The organism is Micromonospora sp. A202, from assembly GCF_006715105.1.
In the GTDB taxonomy this organism is placed as follows: Bacteria; Actinomycetota; Actinomycetes; order Mycobacteriales; family Micromonosporaceae; genus Micromonospora; species Micromonospora zamorensis.
Genome location: NZ_VFMP01000001.1, coordinates 2205559 through 2223764, shown reverse-complemented (window position 1 = coordinate 2223764; position 18206 = coordinate 2205559). Strand labels below are relative to the sequence as shown.

18 protein-coding genes are annotated in these 18206 nt (G+C 71.9%); 2 read left to right on the top strand and 16 right to left on the bottom strand.

Translation table 11 applies throughout. The annotated features are described in order from the left end of the window. Nucleotides 1-134: 134 nt before the first annotated feature. Genes FBZ33_RS10210 through pyrR form a run of 6 tightly spaced genes read right to left on the bottom strand, consistent with a single transcriptional unit; the run spans nt 135 to nt 8462 of the window. Entirely contained in the window at nt 135-1181 is a 1047-nt protein-coding gene (locus tag FBZ33_RS10210) for a quinone-dependent dihydroorotate dehydrogenase (RefSeq protein WP_185755264.1), read from the bottom strand. Continuing rightward, nucleotides 1178-4525, bottom strand: a complete 3348-nt coding sequence (gene carB, locus FBZ33_RS10205) for a carbamoyl-phosphate synthase large subunit (protein ID WP_141908844.1) — start codon at nt 4523-4525, stop codon at nt 1178-1180. The genes FBZ33_RS10210 and carB overlap by 4 nt, the downstream gene beginning before the upstream one ends. Then, a complete protein-coding gene (gene carA, locus FBZ33_RS10200) occupies nt 4518-5681 on the bottom strand; it encodes a glutamine-hydrolyzing carbamoyl-phosphate synthase small subunit (RefSeq protein WP_088947457.1) in 1164 nt (387 codons plus the stop codon). The genes carB and carA overlap by 8 nt, the downstream gene beginning before the upstream one ends. Continuing rightward, nucleotides 5681-6958 carry a dihydroorotase gene (locus FBZ33_RS10195; protein ID WP_099852264.1) on the bottom strand — a complete coding sequence of 426 codons (1278 nt, stop codon included), beginning with the start codon at nt 6956-6958 and terminating at the stop codon, nt 5681-5683. Before FBZ33_RS10195 ends, carA begins: the two co-directional genes overlap by 1 nt. Beyond that, nucleotides 6955-7881 (bottom strand): aspartate carbamoyltransferase catalytic subunit, encoded by a 927-nt coding sequence (locus FBZ33_RS10190; protein ID WP_088947455.1) that lies wholly within the window; start codon nt 7879-7881, stop codon nt 6955-6957. Before FBZ33_RS10190 ends, FBZ33_RS10195 begins: the two co-directional genes overlap by 4 nt. Then, a complete protein-coding gene (gene pyrR / locus FBZ33_RS10185) occupies nt 7878-8462 on the bottom strand; it encodes a bifunctional pyr operon transcriptional regulator/uracil phosphoribosyltransferase PyrR (protein WP_088947454.1) in 585 nt (194 codons plus the stop codon). Before pyrR ends, FBZ33_RS10190 begins: the two co-directional genes overlap by 4 nt. 289 nt (nt 8463-8751) lie before the next feature. On the opposite strand from pyrR, the gene FBZ33_RS10180 reads away from it, so the two are divergent. Further along, nucleotides 8752-9240, top strand: a complete 489-nt coding sequence (locus tag FBZ33_RS10180) for a transcriptional regulator (RefSeq protein WP_007458348.1) — start codon at nt 8752-8754, stop codon at nt 9238-9240. Between the two features lie 92 nt (nt 9241-9332). On the opposite strand, the gene nusB is transcribed toward FBZ33_RS10180, so the two are convergent. The 5 genes from nusB to FBZ33_RS10155 all read right to left on the bottom strand — a co-directional run bounded on the left by nusB (nt 9333) and on the right by FBZ33_RS10155 (nt 13277). After that, complete coding sequence (nusB, locus tag FBZ33_RS10175; RefSeq protein ID WP_172862180.1) at nt 9333-9743, bottom strand: transcription antitermination factor NusB; 411 nt, start codon at nt 9741-9743, stop codon at nt 9333-9335. A 23-nt stretch (nt 9744-9766) separates the two neighbouring features. Further along, the gene (gene efp, locus FBZ33_RS10170) at nt 9767-10324 is read right to left on the bottom strand and encodes an elongation factor P (protein WP_007458344.1); all 558 of its coding nucleotides are present in this window, start codon (nt 10322-10324) and stop codon (nt 9767-9769) included. 436 nt (nt 10325-10760) lie between these two features. Beyond that, nucleotides 10761-11192, bottom strand: a complete 432-nt coding sequence (gene aroQ, locus FBZ33_RS10165) for a type II 3-dehydroquinate dehydratase (protein WP_141908843.1) — start codon at nt 11190-11192, stop codon at nt 10761-10763. Next, nucleotides 11189-12268, bottom strand: a complete 1080-nt coding sequence (gene aroB, locus FBZ33_RS10160; protein WP_141908842.1) for a 3-dehydroquinate synthase — start codon at nt 12266-12268, stop codon at nt 11189-11191. The genes aroQ and aroB overlap by 4 nt, the downstream gene beginning before the upstream one ends. Before the next feature lie 10 nt (nt 12269-12278). Next, complete coding sequence (locus FBZ33_RS10155) at nt 12279-13277, bottom strand: YafY family protein (RefSeq protein ID WP_141908841.1); 999 nt, start codon at nt 13275-13277, stop codon at nt 12279-12281. 79 nt (nt 13278-13356) lie between these two features. Here FBZ33_RS10155 and FBZ33_RS10150 point away from each other — a divergent pair, with 79 nt between their 5' ends. Next, nucleotides 13357-14085: an alpha/beta fold hydrolase gene (locus FBZ33_RS10150; protein WP_141908840.1), complete on the top strand. Its 729-nt coding sequence runs from the start codon at nt 13357-13359 to the stop codon at nt 14083-14085. A gap of 58 nt (nt 14086-14143) precedes the next feature. On the opposite strand, the gene FBZ33_RS10145 is transcribed toward FBZ33_RS10150, so the two are convergent. The 5 genes from FBZ33_RS10145 to FBZ33_RS10125 form a co-directional block, all read right to left on the bottom strand. After that, on the bottom strand, nt 14144-14647 hold the full coding sequence (locus FBZ33_RS10145) for a shikimate kinase (protein WP_099852257.1): 504 nt from the start codon (nt 14645-14647) through the stop codon (nt 14144-14146). Beyond that, nucleotides 14647-15825: a chorismate synthase gene (gene aroC, locus FBZ33_RS10140; RefSeq protein ID WP_099852256.1), complete on the bottom strand. Its 1179-nt coding sequence runs from the start codon at nt 15823-15825 to the stop codon at nt 14647-14649. Before aroC ends, FBZ33_RS10145 begins: the two co-directional genes overlap by 1 nt. A 103-nt stretch (nt 15826-15928) precedes the next feature. Continuing rightward, a complete protein-coding gene (locus FBZ33_RS10135; protein ID WP_141908839.1) occupies nt 15929-16852 on the bottom strand; it encodes a glycosyltransferase family A protein in 924 nt (307 codons plus the stop codon). Next, nucleotides 16849-17523, bottom strand: coding sequence for a glycosyltransferase (locus FBZ33_RS10130; protein ID WP_141908838.1), 675 nt, complete (start codon nt 17521-17523; stop codon nt 16849-16851). The genes FBZ33_RS10135 and FBZ33_RS10130 overlap by 4 nt, the downstream gene beginning before the upstream one ends. Continuing rightward, nucleotides 17520-17999 (bottom strand): UDP-N-acetylglucosamine--LPS N-acetylglucosamine transferase, encoded by a 480-nt coding sequence (locus FBZ33_RS10125; protein WP_088947445.1) that lies wholly within the window; start codon nt 17997-17999, stop codon nt 17520-17522. Before FBZ33_RS10125 ends, FBZ33_RS10130 begins: the two co-directional genes overlap by 4 nt. Nucleotides 18000-18206 lie beyond the last annotated feature (207 nt).

Sequence of the window (18206 nt, the reverse complement as noted above, 5' to 3'; positions counted from 1 at the left end):
CCGGTGGCCGGGTGTCGCGCTCCGGGTGGTGCATCCACGGGTGCAGAGCAAAGGGGCAACAGCGGGCGTGGGCTCCTCGGCGCGCAGCGGGCTCGACGCCCGGTTGCGCCAGGCCAGCACCGGACCGGGGGCGGTCACCGACCGGCGACCGGTTCCGGTGCCACGGTTGCGGCCGTCGCGCGGGCGGCGGCGCGCACCAGGGCCGGGCCCCGGTAGATGAAGCCCGTGTAGAGCTGCACCAGGGACGCGCCGGCGTCGAACATCCGTGCCGCGTCGTCCGGGTCCAGCACCCCGCCGACGCCGACGATCGGCAGCCGGCCACCGGTTTCGGAGTGCACGAAGGCGACCACGTCGCGGGCCCGCGTGGTCAGGGGCCGACCGGACAGACCACCCGCCTGGGCGCCGCGCTCGGCGTCCACAGTGGCCAGACCGGTACGGGCCAGGGTGGTGTTGGTGGCGATCACCCCGGCGGCGCCCCGGGCCAGGCACACCTCCAGCAGCTCGGCGATCGCCGCCTCGGTCAGGTCCGGCGCGATCTTGACCAGCACCGGTTTCTCCCCCACCAGGGCGCCGAGCAGCGCGTCCAGGTGGGCGCGATCCTGCAACGAGCGCAGCCCCGGGGTGTTGGGTGAGGACACGTTCACGGCGAAGTAGTCGCCGTGCCCGCGCAGCGCCCGGTACGAGGCGAGGTAGTCCTCGACCGCCTCGTCGAGTGGGGTCACCTTGGACTTGCCCAGCGAGATGCCCAACGGCACCCCGAGCGGGCGCGGCAGCGCCGCCAGCCGGGTGGCCAGCGCGGCGGCCCCGGCGTTGTTGAAGCCCATCCGGTTGACCACGGCCTCGCTGGCCGGCAGGCGGAACAGCCGCGGCCGTGGGTTGCCCGGCTGGGCGTGCGCGGTGACAGTGCCGACCTCGACGAAACCGAAGCCGAGCGCCGGCCAGGCTGGCAGCGCCGCGCCGTCCTTGTCCATGCCGGCGGCCAGCCCGACCGGGTTGGGGAACCGCACGCCGAACACGGTGCGCGGCGCGTTGACCGCGTACCGGGCCCGCAGCGCGGCGAGGGCCACCGGACGCCGCGACAGCGCGCTCAACCGCCGCAGTGTCCACTCGTGCGCCACCTCGGCGTCCCCACCGCCGAGCCGGAACAACTGGGGGCGTACCACCCGCTCGAACAGGGTCACTGGGCCGCCCGCAGGGTGGCGTGCAGGTCCTGCAGGGGGCGTACCTGCATGTCGCCGCGGATCCTCGCCTCGATACCCATCACGGCCGCGGCGGCGCCGGGAACCGTGGTGATGCAGGGGATGTCGGCGGTGACGGCCGCGCTGCGGATCTCGTAGCCGTCCGAGCGGGCACTGGCACCCGAGCCCTGCGGCGTGTTGATCACCAGCGCCACGTGGCCGCCCCCGATCAGCGACACCGCGTCGTCGCCCTCACCGGCCTGGTAGTGCTTACGGATCTGCTCGCAGGCGATGCCGTGCCGGCGCAGCACCTCGGCCGTGCCGGCGGTCGCGACGATCTCGAAGCCCAGATCGGCCAGCCGCTTGATCGGGAAGATCATGCCGCGCTTGTCCCGGTTGGCCACCGACACGAAGATCTTCCCGGCGGTCGGCAGCGAGCCGTACGCGGCCGACTGGCTCTTGGCGAACGCGTGCCCGAAGTTGGTGTCGATGCCCATCACCTCGCCGGTCGACTTCATCTCCGGCCCGAGCAGCGAGTCGATCCCCTTGCCGGCGCGGGTCCGGAAGCGCTTGAACGGCAGCACCGCCTCCTTGACCGCGACCGGCGCGTCGGCGGGCATCGTGCCACCGTCCCCGGTCGCCGGCAGCAGGCCCTCGGCGCGCAACTCGGCGATGCTCGCGCCGAGCGCGATCCGGGCCGCCGCCTTGGCCAGCGGCACCGCCGTCGCCTTGGAGACGAACGGAACGGTCCGCGACGCCCGGGGGTTGGCCTCCAGGACGTAGAGCACGTCGTCCTTGAGCGCGTACTGCACGTTGAGCAGGCCGCGGACGCCGACGCCACGCGCGATGGCCTCGGTGTAGCGGCGCACCTCGACCAGGTGCGATCCGGCGAGGGTGATCGGCGGCAACGCGCAGGACGAGTCGCCGGAGTGGATGCCGGCCTCCTCGATGTGCTCCATCACACCGCCGATGTAGACCTCGCCGTCGGCGTCGCAGAGCGCGTCCACGTCGATCTCGATGGCGTCGTCGAGGAACCGGTCCACCAGCACCGGGTGATCCGGGGAGATGTCGGTGGCGCGTCCGATGTAGTCGCTCAGCGTCGGGTCGTCGTAGACGATCTCCATGCCCCGACCGCCCAGCACGTACGACGGCCGGACCAGCACCGGGTAACCGATCTCGTCGGCGATCGTCTTGGCCTCGTCGTAGGACGTGGCCATGCCGTGCGCCGGCGCGCGCAGCCCGGCCCGGGCCAGCACCGTGCCGAACGCGCCACGCTCCTCGGCCAGGTGGATCGACTCCGGGGAGGTGCCGACGATCGGCACGCCCGCGTTCTTGAGCCGCTGCGCCAGGCCCAGCGGCGTCTGCCCGCCGAGCTGTACGACCACCCCGACCACGCCCGGCCCGCCGGCCGCCCGGCCGGACGAGTCCTCCGCGTGCCAGACCTCCAGGACGTCCTCGAAGGTCAGCGGCTCGAAGTAGAGCCGGTCGGCGGTGTCGTAGTCGGTCGAGACCGTCTCCGGGTTGCAGTTGACCATGACCGTCTCGTAGCCGGCCGCCCGCAGCGCCTGCACCGCGTGCACGCAGGAGTAGTCGAACTCGATGCCCTGCCCGATCCGGTTCGGGCCGGAGCCCAGGATCAGCACCTTCGGCCGGTCCGACGGCACGACCTCGGTCTCCAGGTCGTACGTCGAGTAGTGGTACGGCGTGGTGGCCTCGAACTCGGCCGCGCAGGTGTCCACCGTCTTGTAGACCGGGCGCACGTCGAGGCGATGCCGCAGGGTCCGTACGCCGTCCTCGGCGGCCAGCTCCGGGCGCAGCGCGGCGAGCTGCCGGTCGGACAGCCCGGCCCGCTTCGCCACCCGCAACAGGTCGGCGTCGAGCACCGGCGCGTCCACGATCTCCGTACGCAGCTCGATCAGGGCGGCGATCTGGTCGAGGAACCACGGGTCGATCCCGCCGGAGGCCTCGGCGACCTCGGCGATCGACGCGCCGAGGCGCAGCGCCCGCTCGACGGTGTACAGCCGGCCGTCGTGCGGGATCCGCAACGCGGCGAGAGTGTCCGCGAGCGTGACGTCGGCCGGGTCTGGAGTGGTCCAGAAACCAGATGATCGGGTCTCCATCGAGCGCATCGCCTTGTTCAGCGCCTCGGTGAAGTTGCGCCCGAGGCTCATCGCCTCACCCACCGACTTCATCGTGGTGGTCAGCTCCGGGTCCGCACCGGGGAACTTCTCGAACGCGAACCGGGGGATCTTCACCACCACGTAGTCCAGGGTCGGCTCGAACGCCGCCGGGGTCTTCAGGGTGATGTCGTTGGGGATCTCGTCGAGGGTGTAGCCGATGGCCAGCTTCGCGGCGATCTTCGCGATCGGGAAGCCGGTCGCCTTGGAGGCCAGCGCCGAGGAGCGCGACACCCGGGGGTTCATCTCGATCACGACGATCCGGCCGTCGACCGGGTTGACCGCGAACTGGATGTTGCAGCCGCCGGTGTCCACCCCGACCTCGCGCAGCACGGCGATGCCCAGGTCACGCAGGCGCTGGTACTCCCGGTCGGTGAGCGTCATGGCCGGGGCCACTGTGACGCTGTCGCCGGTGTGCACGCCCATCGGGTCGATGTTCTCGATCGAGCAGACCACCACGACGTTGTCCCGCCGGTCGCGCATCAGCTCAAGCTCGTACTCCTTCCAACCGAGCACGCTCTCCTCGATGAGCACCTCGTGCACCGGGCTGGCGGACAGGCCGTCGCCGGCGATGCGGGCCAGGTCCTCCGGGGTGTGCGCCATGCCGGAGCCCAGGCCACCCATGGTGAACGACGGCCGGATCACCACCGGCAGACCCAGCTCGGCGACGGTCGCCTCGACCTCGTCCATCGAGTGGCAGACCCGGGAGCGGGGCACCAGCCCGGTCGGGTCGTCGACGCCCAGGCGGACCCCGGCCTTCGCCACGATCTCCTTGAACAGCTGCCGGTCCTCGCCCCGGTTGATGGCGTCGATGTTCGCGCCGATCAACTCCACGCCGTACTTCTCCAGGACGCCGCCCTCGTGCAGGGCGACGGCCGTGTTCAGCGCGGTCTGCCCACCGAGGGTCGCCAGGATCGCGTCGGGGCGCTCCTTGGCGATGACCAGCTCCACGAACTCCGGGGTGATCGGCTCGACGTAGGTGGCGTCGGCGAACTCCGGGTCCGTCATGATCGTCGCCGGGTTGGAGTTGACCAGGCTGACCCGGATCCCCTCACTGCGCAGCACCCGGCACGCCTGGGTGCCGGAGTAGTCGAACTCGCAGGCCTGCCCGATGACGATCGGCCCGGAGCCGATCACGAGGATGTGCTTGAGATCGGTCCGCTTAGGCATTGCTGCGCCCCCTGCTGTGGTTCCGACCCTCGATCAAGTCGGCGAATCGGTCGAAGAGGTAGTCCGCGTCGTGCGGGCCGGCCGCCGCCTCCGGGTGGTACTGCACAGTGAACGCGGGCACGTCCACGGCCCGCAGCCCCTCGACCACGTTGTCATTGAGGCAGACGTGCGACACCTGGACGCCGCCGAAGTCGGTGTCGATCACCTGGTCGGGGACCACCGCGCCAGCACCCGCGCCCGGCACCTTCACGGCGAAGCCATGGTTGTGGCTGGTCACCTCGACCTTGCCGGTGACCCGGTCGAGCACCGGCTGGTTGATCCCCCGGTGGCCGTAGCCCAGCTTGTAGGTGCCGAAGCCGAGCGCCCGGCCGAGGATCTGGCTGCCGAAGCAGATGCCGAACAGCGGCACCTCCCGCCGCAGCGCCTCCCGGGCCAGCGCCACCGGGGCGTCGGCGGTGGCCGGGTCGCCCGGACCGGGCGACAGGAAGATCGCGTCGGCGCCGGTGGCGAGCAGATCGTCGATGCTCGACGAGGCCGGCAGCACGTGGGTGGTCACCCCACGGGTGGCGAGTCGCCGCGGCACGTTGCGCTTGATGCCCAGGTCGAGGGCCGCCACGGTGAACCGGTGCTCGCCGATAGCCTCGACGACGTAGGGCTGGGCGGTGGTCACCTCGGCGGACAGGTCCGCGCCGACCATCTGCGGTGCCTGGCGGACGCGGGTCAGGAGGCTCTGCGGGTCGTTGTCGACGCTGGAGATGCCCACCCGCATGGCGCCACGCTCGCGCAGGTGCCGGGTCAGCGCCCGGGTGTCCACTCCGCTGATGCCCACCACACCCTCGGTGGCGAGCCGGTCCTCCAGGCCGCCGGTGGCGCGCCAGTTCGAGCCGATCCGGGCCGGGTCGCGTACGACGTAACCGGCCACCCAGATCCGGCCGGACTCGTCGTCCTCGCCGTTGACTCCGGTGTTGCCGATGTGCGGCGCGGTCTGCACCACCACCTGCCGGTGGTACGAGGGGTCGGTGAGCGTCTCCTGGTAGCCGGTCATGCCGGTGTTGAAGACCGCCTCGCCGAAGGTCTCCCCGACGCTGCCGTACGCCTCACCGGGGAACGTGCGCCCGTCCTCTAGGACCAGGATTGCGGGTCTGCGCTTGACCATTACTTGACAGCCTTTCCGTCCAGGACCGTCGGCTCGCCACGCAGGAAGGTCGCCACGATGCGACCCGGCAGCGTCATGCGGGCGTACGGGGTGTTGCGACTGCGACTGGCCAGCTCCGCCGGCTCGATGGTGCGGTGGGCGGCCGGGTCGATCAGGGTCAGGTTGGCCGGCACGCCGGGTGCCGGGTCGATGCCGTGCCCGGTCAGCCCCGCGATCCGGGCGGGGGTGCGCGACATCCGCTCGGCGATCAGGTCCCACTCGGGACCGAGCACGTCGAGCGCGATGGACAGGGCGGTCTCCAGGCCGAGCATCCCCGGCCGGGCGTACGCCCACTCGCACTCCTTGTCCTCCACGGCGTGCGGGGCGTGGTCGGTGGCGATCACGTCGATCACACCGTCGGCGAGCGCGGCGCGCAGCGCGGCGATGTCCGCGGCCGTCCGCAGCGGCGGGTTGACCTTGAAGACCGGGTCGTAGCTCTCCGCACGCTCGTCGGTGAGCAGCAGGTGGTGCGGGGTGACCTCAGCGGTGACGCGTACGCCGCGTGCCTTTGCCTGGCGCAGCACCTCGACGCTGCCGGCGGTGGAGACGTGGCAGACGTGCAGTCGGCTGCCGACGTGTTCGGTGAGCAGCACGTCGCGGGCGATGATCGCCTCCTCGGCAACCGCCGGCCAGCCGATCAGCCCGAGCCGGGTGGAGACCTCACCCTCGTGCATCTGGGCGCCCTCGGTGAGCCGGGGCTCCTCGGCGTGCTGGGCGATGATCCCGTCGAACGCCTTGACGTACTCCAGGGCCCGGCGCATCAGCAACGGGTCGGCGACGCAGTGCCCGTCGTCGGAGAAGATCCGCACCCGGGCCGCGGAGTCGGCCATCGCGCCCAGCTCGGCCAGGCGCTCACCGGCGAGCCCGACGGTGACCGCGCCGATCGGCTGCACGTCGACCAGCCCGGCCTCGCGGCCGAGCCGCCAGACCTGCTCGACCACGCCGGCGGTGTCCGCGACCGGGGAGGTGTTGGCCATCGCGCAGACCGCCGTGTAGCCCCCCATCGCCGCCGCGCGGGACCCCGACTCGACGGTCTCGGCGTCCTCCCGGCCGGGCTCGCGCAGGTGGGTGTGCAGGTCGACGAGGCCGGGCAGGGCGACCAGCCCGGTGCCGTCGATGACGGTGGCGTCCGGCGCGGACAGGCCGGCGCCGACCTCGGCCACCACGCCGTCGCGGATCAGCAGATCGGTCGGCGGGCCGCCGACGACGCTCACGCTGGTGATCAGGTACGCGCTCACCGGTTGTTCCCTCCGAGCAGCAGGTAAAGGACAGCCATCCGCACGGAGACCCCGTTGGTGACCTGTTCGACGATGGTGGAGCGGGGTGAGTCGGCGACCTCGGGGGTGATCTCCATCCCCCGGTTCATCGGGCCGGGGTGCATGACGATCGCGTGCTCCGGCAGCCGGCGCATCCGCGGGCCGTCCAGCCCGTAGCGGCGGGCGTACTCGCGCGCGGAGGGGAAGTAGGAGTCGTTCATCCGTTCCCGCTGCACCCGCAGCATCATCACCACGTCGACATTCGGCAGCACCGAGTCCAGGTCGTAGGAGACGTCGGTGGCCGGCGCCAATGCTCCGGCGATGTCGACCGGGATGAGGGTGGGCGGGCCGACCAGGGTGACCTTGGCGCCGAGGGTGGAGAGCAGCAGCACGTTGGAGCGGGCGACCCGGGAGTGCAGGACGTCCCCGACGACCGCCACCGACAGGCCGGCCAACCGGCCCAGCCGGGACCGCATGGTGTACGCGTCCAGCAGCGCCTGGGTGGGGTGCTCGTGCGTGCCGTCGCCGGCGTTGACGACCGACCCGTCGACCCAGTTGGCCAGTCGATGCGGCGCGCCGGAGGCCGGGTGACGGACGACCACGGCGTCGGCGCCCATGGCCTGCAGGGTCAGCGCGGTGTCCTTCAGGCTCTCGCCCTTGGTGACGCTGGACCCCTTCGCGGAAAAGTTGATCACGTCGGCGCTGAGCCGCTTCGCCGCCGCCTCGAAGGAGATCCGGGTGCGGGTGGAGTCCTCGTAGAAGAGGTTCACCACGGTCCGGCCGCGCAGCGCGGGCAGTTTCTTGATCTCCCGGCCGGCGACGGTGGCCATCTCGGCGGCGGTGTCCAGGATCTCGGTGGCGGTCGCGGCATCTAGGTCGGCGCCGGAGAGCAGATGCTTGATCATGAGGTGGGTCCCCCGTAGAGCTTGACCTCGTCCGTCCCGTCGGTCTCGGCGAGCGTCACCTTCACGCTCTCGGCGAGCGAGGTCGGGATGTTCTTGCCGACGTAGTCGGCGCGGATCGGCAGCTCCCGGTGGCCGCGATCGACCAGGACGGCGAGCTGCACGGACGCTGGGCGGCCCACGTCGTTGAGCGCGTCGAGCGCGGCCCGGACGGTGCGGCCGGAGAACAGCACGTCGTCGACGAGGATGACCCGCTTGCCGTCGATGCCGCCGGGCGGCAGCTCGGTCGGGCCGATCGCGCGGGTGGCGTGCCGGCGCAGGTCGTCGCGGTAGAGGGTGATGTCGAGCACACCGACCGGAACGGCGACGTCCTCGAAGGTGCTGATCCGGTCGGCGAGCCGCCGAGCGAGGGGGGTTCCTCTGGTGGGAATCCCAAGAAGCACCGTGTTGGCGGCACCCTGGGTCTTCTCCAGGATCTGGTGGGCGATGCGGTCGACCACGCGTTGCACGTCGGCGCTGGCGAGGATCACCTTCACCGAGGGTTGTCGCGGTGGTGACGAGCGGGCAGCCGGTGGGTATGCCACGGCGGACCTCCTTCCCCGCCTCACTGGACGGGTCGTTAAAGGATGTCGGGCACCTCCGGCCGGACCGCAGAGCACTCCTGAGCCGGGGCTTCACGCCACGTTACCAGTGGTCACCGGGCCGATGGACGGCGGCCACTGACCACCGGATCAGGACCATGAAAAGGGGATAACTTCCCAGACGCTCCCCAACGGTAGGGTCACGACCACTTGACCACGTGTCCCATTCCCCGTACCGTCACGCTCCGTAGCGATCGACGGGAGAACCCCGAGCAGCACTGGGAGTGTCCGAATGCCCTCTGAATACGCCAAGTCTCTGGGCGCCCGCCTGCGCTCCATCCGCCAACAGCAGGGTCTTTCCCTGCAGGGTGTGGAGGAGAAGTCGAACGGGCGGTGGAAGGCCGTGGTGGTCGGCTCGTACGAGCGTGGCGACCGGGCCGTGACGGTGTCCCGTCTGGCCGAGCTGGCCGAGTTCTACCGTGTCCCCGTCTCGGAGCTACTGCCTGACGGCAGTGGCGTCCGTCACGAGCCCACCAGCAAGATCGTCCTGGACCTGGAGCGGCTCTACGACGAGGCCTCCGAGGACCTGGCCTACGTCGCGCGCTACGCCCGCGCCATCCAGCAGCAGCGCGGCGACTACAACGGCCGGGTGCTCTCCATCCGCGCCGACGACCTGCGGGCACTCGCGATCGTGTACGACGCCTCACCGTCGGGCCTGATCGAGCGGCTCACCGAGCACGGTGTGCTGGTGGCCGACCCCCGGGCGTTCTTCGCCTCCTGAGCTGTTGCTTCACCCGATCTGCGGCTCCACCGAAAGGGCCCGTGCCGGATGGCACGGGCCCTTTCGCGTTGCGGCGTTCGTCGGTGCGACGCTCAGCGGGTGGCGTACTCGGCGATCCGGCCGAGCACCCCGTTGAGGAAGCGCGGCGAATCATCGGTGGACATCTGCCGGGCCAGCTCAACGGCCTCGCTGATCGCCACCGCGTCGTCGATCTCGTCGACGTAGAGCAGCTCGTAGACGGCGATCCGGGCCAGATTCCGGTCGACGACCGGCATCCGCTCCAGCGTCCATCCCTCGGCGTAACTGGCGATGAGCTCGTCGATCCGGTCAAGGTGCTCGGCGACACCCTCGACCAGGCCGACCGCGTAGCCCAGGTGCTCCGGTCGGGGCTGCTCGATCCGCTGCACGTAGCCGGCGAGCACCTCGACCGGAGGCTTGTCTCGTAGGTCGGACTCGTAGAGGACATCCAGCGCCCGCTTGCGCGCCTTGCGGCGCGCCGGCATCTGCTGCTTGGAACCCTCAGCCATCAGGCGCGGCCGAGGTAACGGCCGTCGCGGGTGTCGACCTTGATCTTCTCACCGGTGGTGATGAACAGCGGAACCGGCACTGTGGCACCGGTCTCCACGGTCGCCGGCTTGGTGCCACCGGTCGAACGGTCGCCCTGCAGGCCCGGCTCGGTGTAGGTGACCTCCAGCACGACACTGGTGGGCAGCTCGATGTAGAGCGGCACCCCCTCGTGCTGGGCGACGGTCGCCTCCGCCTCGGGCAGCAGGTAGTTGGCTGCCTCACCGACGGTGCCACCGGGCACGGTGATCTGGTCGAAGGTCTCCAGATCCATGAAGACGAAGTCTTCGCCGTCGGCGTAGAGGTATTGCATCGTGCGCTTGTCAACGGTCGCGGTTTCGACCTTGGTGCCCGCGTTGAAGGTCTTGTCGACCACCTTCCCGGACAGCACGTTCTTCAGCGTGGTGCGCACGAAGGCACCACCCTTACCGGGCTTGACGTGCTGGAACTCGACGACGGCCCAGAGCTCGCCGTCCAGGTTGAGAACCAGGCCGTTTTTGAGGTCGTTGGTGGAGGCCATTTCCTGCCTTGATCATCAATTGGCGGACAGACCTTACGAGTCTACTAGCTGCGCCGAGACTCGCTGACCGCCCTACTTCGGCGCGGGCCACCCCTTGGGCATCGACACCCACGGAGTTAACACAGAGCGACCTTCCAGGGGAGGCACCCCTCCCCTGGTCGACCCCCTTTGCTTTGCATACCTATATGCGACAGTCACGCACCGTACCGGGAGGCTGTCGCCCCTACGGCAACGCAGCTCACATATTCGCAGCTCACCGCCCTGTCGCATCCGCAGGTGCAGAGCAAAGGGAGCGAGCAGGCAGGTGGCCTAGCGCCGGGCGGGGGACGCGGAGTGACGCTCGCCGACGAGAATTGGCGATCACAATCGGTGATTTGCCACAGACCGGCGCGAAAGACGGTGAAAGGTCGGGTGCGGCGGGGCGGGAAGCCGCCGGTCAGGCGGCTCGGGCGGCCAGGTGGTGCAGTGCGAGGCGATAACCGTCGATGCCGAGACCGCAGATCACCCCGGTCGCCACCGCGGACACCACCGAGTGGTGCCGGAACCCCTCGCGGGCGTGGATGTTGGACAGGTGCACCTCCACCAACGGCCCCCGCAGCATGGCGCAGGCGTCCCGCACCGCGTACGAGTAGTGCGACCAGGCGGCCGGGTTGAGCACCACCGCCGCAGCCTCGTCAGCCGCGTTGTGCAGCCAACCGAGCAGTTCGTGCTCGGCGTCGGTCTGCCGGACCGTCACGTCCAACCCCAGTTGCTCTCCGGTGCGCTCGCAGAGCGCCACCAGGTCGGCGTAGGTGGTCTCGCCGTACACCTCGGGCTCGCGGGTGCCCAACCGGCCCAGATTCGGCCCGTTCAGGACATAGACCTTCACGGCGTTGCCACCTCCCGGTAGGCGGCCTCCAGCAGCGCGTCGTCCGGGCCCTCCAGCATCGCCGGGCGGGCCAGCCCGTCCAGCACCACGAAGCGCAGCCGACTGCCCCGGGCCTTCTTGTCGACCCGCATCGCGGCCAGCAGCTGCGGCCAGGCGTCGGTCGGGTAGCTCACCGGCAGACCGAGCGCGGTCAGGGTGACCCGGTGCCGGTCGGCGGTCGGGGCGTCGAGCCGGCCGGCGTGCCGGGCCAGCGCGGCGGCGTACACCAGACCGACGGCGACGGCGTGACCGTGCCGCCAGCGGTAGCCCTCGTTCTGCTCGATCGCGTGGGCGAGGGTGTGACCGTAGTTGAGCACCTCCCGCACGCCCGACTCGCGCAGGTCACCGGCGACCACGTCGGCCTTGACCCGGATCGCCCGCTCGATCAGCTCCCGCGTCACCGGCCCGCGTGCGTCGGTGGCCGCCTCCGGGTCGCGCTCGACGAGGTCCAGGATCGCCGGGTCGGCGATGAACCCGCACTTGACCACCTCGGCGAGCCCGGCCGCCAGGTCGACAGCGGGCAGACTGTCCAGGGTGGCCAGGTCGGCCAGCACACCGACCGGCGGGTGGAACGCGCCCACCAGGTTCTTGCCGGCGGCCGTGTTGATGCCCGTCTTGCCGCCGACGGCGGCGTCGACCATGCCCAGCAGCGAGGTCGCCACCGGAACCCAGCGCACCCCGCGCAACCAGCAGGCCGCGACGAACCCGGCCAGATCGGTCACCGCGCCGCCTCCCACCCCGACGACAGCGTCGGTACGGGTGAAGCCGGCCGCCCCGAGCCGGTCCCAGCAGGAGGCGGCCACGTCGATCTGCTTGCCCGACTCGGCGTCGGGCACCTCGATCGGCAGCGGCTCGATGCCGGCGGCGCGCAGCCGCTCGCCGAGCGCGTCCGCCAGGGCCTTGAGCGGGGGCGCGTGCAGCACCGCCGCACGGCTCGCGCCGGGCAGCAGGCCGGGCAGCGCGCCCAGCAGGTCACGCCCCACCAACACGTCGTACGGCCGCTCGCCGCCGACCGGAATCCGGGTCACCTCGTCCATCGCCGGCAGCCTAGTCGAGCGGACGACGTGGTGCGGGCGGCTGCCCACCTGCTGGCCGGGCCGCCCAGTCGGCGAGCAGTCGGGCGTGCTCGGCCACCTCGGCGCGCAGCGCGTCCGGGTGTCGCACCGTGAACGGGCAGCCCAGACCGGCGAGCAGCACGGCCATACCCGGCAGGCTCTCCGCCCGGGCCCGCAGCAGCACCCCGTCGGTGGCGGCGGTCAGCTCGGCCACGCTGGGCGGGATGCGGCGACGGGCGGTGACCAGGTCGGTCTCCAGCAGCACCTCGACCTCGTGCGTGTACGGCACACCGGCCAGTGACCGGGTCACCCGCGCCACCGGGTCGAAGCCCTCCGGGACGGTGAACGTCGCCCCGCCCGGCGTCACGGTGCCGATGCGGTCCAACCGGAACGTGCGGACCTCGCCGCGCCGGTGGTCGTGGCCGGTGACGTACCACCGGCCGGAGTGGAAGACCAGACCGTACGGGTCGAGCTCCCGGTGCGACTGCTCACCGCGCCAGGAGCGGTAGTCCAGCGCCACCCGCTGCCGGTGCCGGGCGGCCGAGGCCAGGGCGAGCAGGGTGCCCGACGCCGGCCGCAGCTCCGGTTCGGGGCGTCGCAGGGTGAAACCGAGGTGCTCCTGCACGGCCGCGAGTCGGTCGGCGAGCGCCGCCGGCAGCACCCGACGGATCTTCGCGACTGCCGTGGCCGTGGCGGGCTGCTCGGTGGCCAGCCCGACCCGCTCGGCGACGACCAGGCCGAGCAGCACCGCCACCGCCTCGTCGTCGGTGAGCATCAGTGGTGGCAGCTTGTAGCCGGGGTGCAGCCGGTAGCCGCCGTGGCGGCCTCGGTCGGCGGTGACCGGGATGCCCAGCTCGACCAGGGTGGCCGCGTACCGGCGCACGGTCCGCTCGTCGACGCCGAGCCGCGCGGCCAACTCGGTGGCGGTCGCGCGGTGCCGGGCCTGGAGCAACTCCAGCAGAGCCAGCACCCGACCGGCGGGATGCGACACGGGCCACTCCTCCAAACCGGGCGGATCCTGTCCGGATTCGATCGTACGGTCTGTCGGTAACCGAGAGAAGGAGCGACAGATGGCGACGTTCGTACTGGTGCCGGGCTTCTGGTTGGGGGCCTGGGCGTGGCGGGAGGTGACCGCGACCCTGCGCGCGCAGGGTCACGACGTGCACCCGATGACGCTGACCGGGTTGGCCGAGCGCGACCACCTGGCCGGGCCGGAGGTGAGCCTGGAGACCCACACCCGCGACATCGTCCGGCTGATCGAGGTTGAGGATCTGCGCGACGTGCTGCTGGTCGGGCACTCCGGCGGCGGCATGCCGGTCGCCCAGGCGGCGGACCGCATCCCGGACCGCATCGCCCGGGTGGTCTACGTGGAGAGTGGTCCGCTGCCCGATGGCACCGCGCAGTTCGACACCCTTCCCCCCGAAGAGCAGCAGCACCTGCGGGCCGCGACCGGTGACGGGCACCTGCTGCCGCCGCCGGCCTGGGACCCGGCCGCCGACCCGACCAACCTGGCCGGCCTGGACGAGCCGACGCTGGCAATGCTCCGCGCCCGGGCCACCCCGCAGCCGCTGCGGGCCGCCACCGACCCGGTGCGGCGCACCGGCGGGCGTCCGGTGCCGACCGCGCTGGTCGCCTGCACCTTTCCGCTGGCGGTGGTGGAGCAGATGATCAGCGAGGGCCACCCGTACTTCACCGGGTTGGCCGGTGGTCAGCTGTTCGCACTGCCCACCGGGCACTGGCCGATGCTCAGCGAGCCGAAGGCCCTGGCCGACGTGCTCGACGCCGCGGCCCGAGGCTGAGCGCGGCCCCGGGAAGGGCACCCGTCGCCCGGCCGGTAGCTCACCGGCCGGGCCGACGTCAGCGGGGCAGCAGGGCGGTGATCTCGTCGACGATCGCCGCTGGGGCCCGCCCGTCGGTGGTCACCGTCGCGGTGGCGACCTCGGCGTAGAGCGGCCGGCGCTGGTCCATCAGGTGCTTGAGGGTGGCCCGCGGGTTGAGCGCCAACAGCGGCCGGCCGGTGCCGAGCCCGACGCGCTTCACCGCGTCGGGCAACTCGACCGAGAGGTGCACCACCCGGTGCCCCACCAGGGCGGCCCGGGTCTCCTCGGCCAGCACCGCGCCGCCGCCGAGGGCAAGCACGCCCGTGCCGGCAGCCAGCGCCGCGGCCACCGCGGCCCGCTCCAGGGTACGGAAGTGCGCCTCACCCTCGTCGATGAAGATCTCCGGGATCGGCTTACCGGCCATCTGCTCGATGTCGGTGTCGGTGTCGCGGAACTCCACCCCGAGGGCGTCGGCGAGCGCCCGCCCGACGGTGGTCTTGCCGCAGCCGGGCGCGCCGACCAGCACGACGAGCGGGGCCATCAGCGGATGACCAGCGCGTCGAGGTATCCGGCCAGGTTGCGGCGGATCTCGGCGATCGAGTCCCCACCGAACTTCTCGGTGGCCGCCTCGGCGAGCACCAGCGCCACCATCGCCTCGGCGACGACCGCCGCGGCGGGCACCGCGCACACGTCGGACCGCTGGTTGATCGCGGTGGCCGGCTCGCCGGTCGTGACGTCCACGGTGGCCAGCGCCCGGTTGAGCGACGAGATCGGCTTCATCGCGGCGCGGACCCGCAGCGGCTCACCGGTGGTGATGCCGCCCTCCAGCCCGCCGGCCCGGTCGGTGACCCGGCGGACGCCGGTGGCCGACGGAATGATCTCGTCGTGCGCCTGTGAGCCACGGGACCGGGCCTGCTGCCAGCCGTCACCGATCTCCACGCCCTTGATCGCCTGGATGGACATGAGCGCGGTGGCCAGTCGGGCGTCGAGCTTGCGGTCCCACTGCACGTGGCTGCCCAACCCCGGTGGCACCCCGTACGCCAGGACCTCGACCACGCCACCGAGGGTGTCGGCGGCCTTCTTCGCGGCATCGACCTCGGCGACCATCAGGGCGCTGGCCTCCGCGTCGAGGCAGCGCAGCGGGTCGGCGTCGATGCGGGCGGCGTCGGACGGGGTGGGGCGCAGACCGGGCTTCGCGGCCACCGGGCCCAGCTCGACGACGTGCGAGACGATCTCGATGCCGAGCGCCTGACGGATCAGGGCCTTGGCGACCGCGCCGACGGCGACCCGGGCGGCGGTCTCCCGGGCGCTGGCGCGTTCCAGGATCGGCCGGGCGTCGGTGTGGCCGTACTTCTGCATGCCGGCCAGGTCGGCGTGGCCCGGCCGGGGGCGGGTCAGCGGGGCGTTGCGGGCCTGCCGGGCCAGCTCGTCGGGGTCGACCGGGTCGGCGGCCATCACGGTCTGCCACTTCGGCCACTCGGAGTTGCCGACCCGGATGGCCACCGGGCTGCCCAGGGTGACGCCGTGCCGAAGGCCGCCGAGCAGCTCGACCTCGTCGCGTTCGAACGACATCCGGGCGCCACGGCCGTAGCCCAGCCGCCGGCGGGCCAGCTCGTCGGCGATCACGGTGGTGGTCACCTCGATGCCGGCCGGCACCCCCTCCATCATCGCGACGAGGGCGGGACCGTGCGATTCACCTGCAGTCAGCCAGCGCAACACGTCGGTCAGTCTGTCACGGCCGATGGCCGCCCCGCCGTGCTGCCCGGCGCGTCCCGCCCTGCGGACGCCGGCACCCGGTCGGTGACCGGGTGCCGGCGGCGGCTCAGATCCCCCGACCGCGCTTGTGCAGGGTGCGCAGCACCGCGTCGGCCCGGACCACCCGACCGGCGACGGCAAGGGCCAGGTAGGCGCGCGGCTCGCGCGGATTGCTGCGCAGGGTGCGTCGCGCCCAGCGCAACGCGCCCCGGCGGTCACCGGAGGCGGCCTGCGCGAACGCGATCTGCCCGGCGACGCGGGCCGCACCGGCCGGTTGGGTGGCGAACTCCGGGTAGCGCTCCAGCAACCACTGCAACGCCTCGGAGATGGTGTCCCACCGCTGCGCGAAGTACGAGCGCTTGTGCCAGCGGACCAGCACCGACGGCGTACGCAGGTTGATCAGCGGCCCGCTGCGCGCGGCCCGGAGCAGGAACTCGTAGTCCTCCGCGTAGCTGCCCGGGATCTCCTCGTCCACCAGACCGAAGCCGTCGCGCAGCGCGCTGGCGCGGATCAGGAAGGTCGACGGGTGCAGCTCCGTCATCCGGTCGCGCAGCAGGTCGTCCAGGGTGATCCGGTCCTTGTCGAGCACCCGGTCGACGGTGTGCCCGTCGTAGCTGACGCGGATGCCGCAACAGACGAACTCGGATTCCGGGTGGGCGGCCAGCGCGTCGACCTGGGCGGCCAGCTTGCCGGGCAGCCACTCGTCGTCGTCGTCGCAGAACGCGACCAGCTCACCGCCGGACGCGACGGTCCCGCTGTTGCGCGCACCGGCCAACCCCGGCGTACGGGAGTTGTGGATCACCCGCACCGCGCGGTCCGGGCCGGTCGCCAGCTCGGTCAGCGACTCGTCCGACGCGGACTGGTCGAACACCACCACGGCCTCGATCGAGCCTGGGTATTCCTGGGCCAGGATCGCGCGCACCGCTGCCCGCAGCAGCTCGGGACGGTCCCGGGTGGGCACCACGACGCTGACGCTGGGCTGCTGGGTCATCGGGTCTCCTTCGTGCCCGGACGTGGCCGGGACCGGACCCGCCACCGGGATGGGCGCGGGGTCGAACCGGCAACGAGGTCGTCGACGATCCGCCCGACCCGGGCCACCGCCGCCCGTCGCGCCTCGTGTGCGTCGGGGTCGGCGGCCACCGCGTACCGGGAGGGGTCGGCCAGCCCGGTCGTCAACGCGTCGTGCAGTGCCTCCCGGGTCTCGCAGAGCGCCACCAGCCCGGCCGCGCCGAGGCGGCGGGCGAAGAGGAGTTGGTGGTCGTCGACGTGCTCACCGCGCGTCGGGTCCCGGGGGACCACGATGGGCAGGTGGCCGTGCCGGCGGGCCTCCAGGATGGTCGCCGGGCCGCCGTGGCAGACCACCAGGTCGGCGTGGACCATCGCCTGCTGCAGCTCGTCGTGGCCGAGGAACGGCACCGCGCCGGGCAGCGACGGCGCGTTCGTGTGCCCGTGCTGCACGGTCAGTCCGACCGGGGCGGTGACCTGCGCGTGCCACTGCGCCAGCCAGTCGACGAGCCGGTCGAAGGGGTGCTTGTCGGTGCCGACTGCCACCAGCAGTTTGAGCTGGGCCGTCGACGCGCTGTCGCGCTGGCGCGGCAGGCGGGACGACTCCACTGTCGGCTGCGGCTGCGGACGCCGGGCGGTGCCCGTCTCCCCGGTCACAGCAGCGTCCCGACGACGGTCGCCTCGGGGTACTGCCGGCGCTGCTCGTCCCACTGCACGAGCATCGCGGACAGGAACGGGCGGCAGAGCCGGGCGGTCAGCGTCGGGGTGTCGATCCGGTCGTACACCTCGATGTAGACGGTCGGGATGCGCCGCAGCCGGGCCAGCACCACGAACGGCACCGCCACGCCGGCACCGGTGGTGACCACCGCGGCGACCCGCCGGGCCCGCAGGACCCGCCAGGCCAGCAGCGCGTTGCGCAGCAGGTTCGGCACGTTGCGGGTGGTCGGGTGGTGCGCGGGCACCAGATCCTCACCGTTGAGCAGGGACAGCGCCTCCGGGGTGTCAAAGGTGACCCAGCAGCGCTGCCACTGTTCGTACCAGGGCCGCAGGGCGAGTAGTTGGGCCAGGTGTCCGCCGCTGGATCCGACCAGCAGCAGCACCGGCGCCGTACCGTCGTCGTTCTTCGTGTCCACGCGACTCCCCACAAGTTCGCTTGGAATTTCAGTTCACGCCACGCAGAAGCAGATCACACGTTCCCCGGTCCTTGAATAGCGCGACCGGACGAGATGTCGATCTCCACATCGGGCTGTCCGGCGCACCGATCGCCCGAGGACCCATCGACCGTCATCACCACCTGCGATTTTGTCGTCACTCTGCGCCGCATCCTCGACGCCGCGATT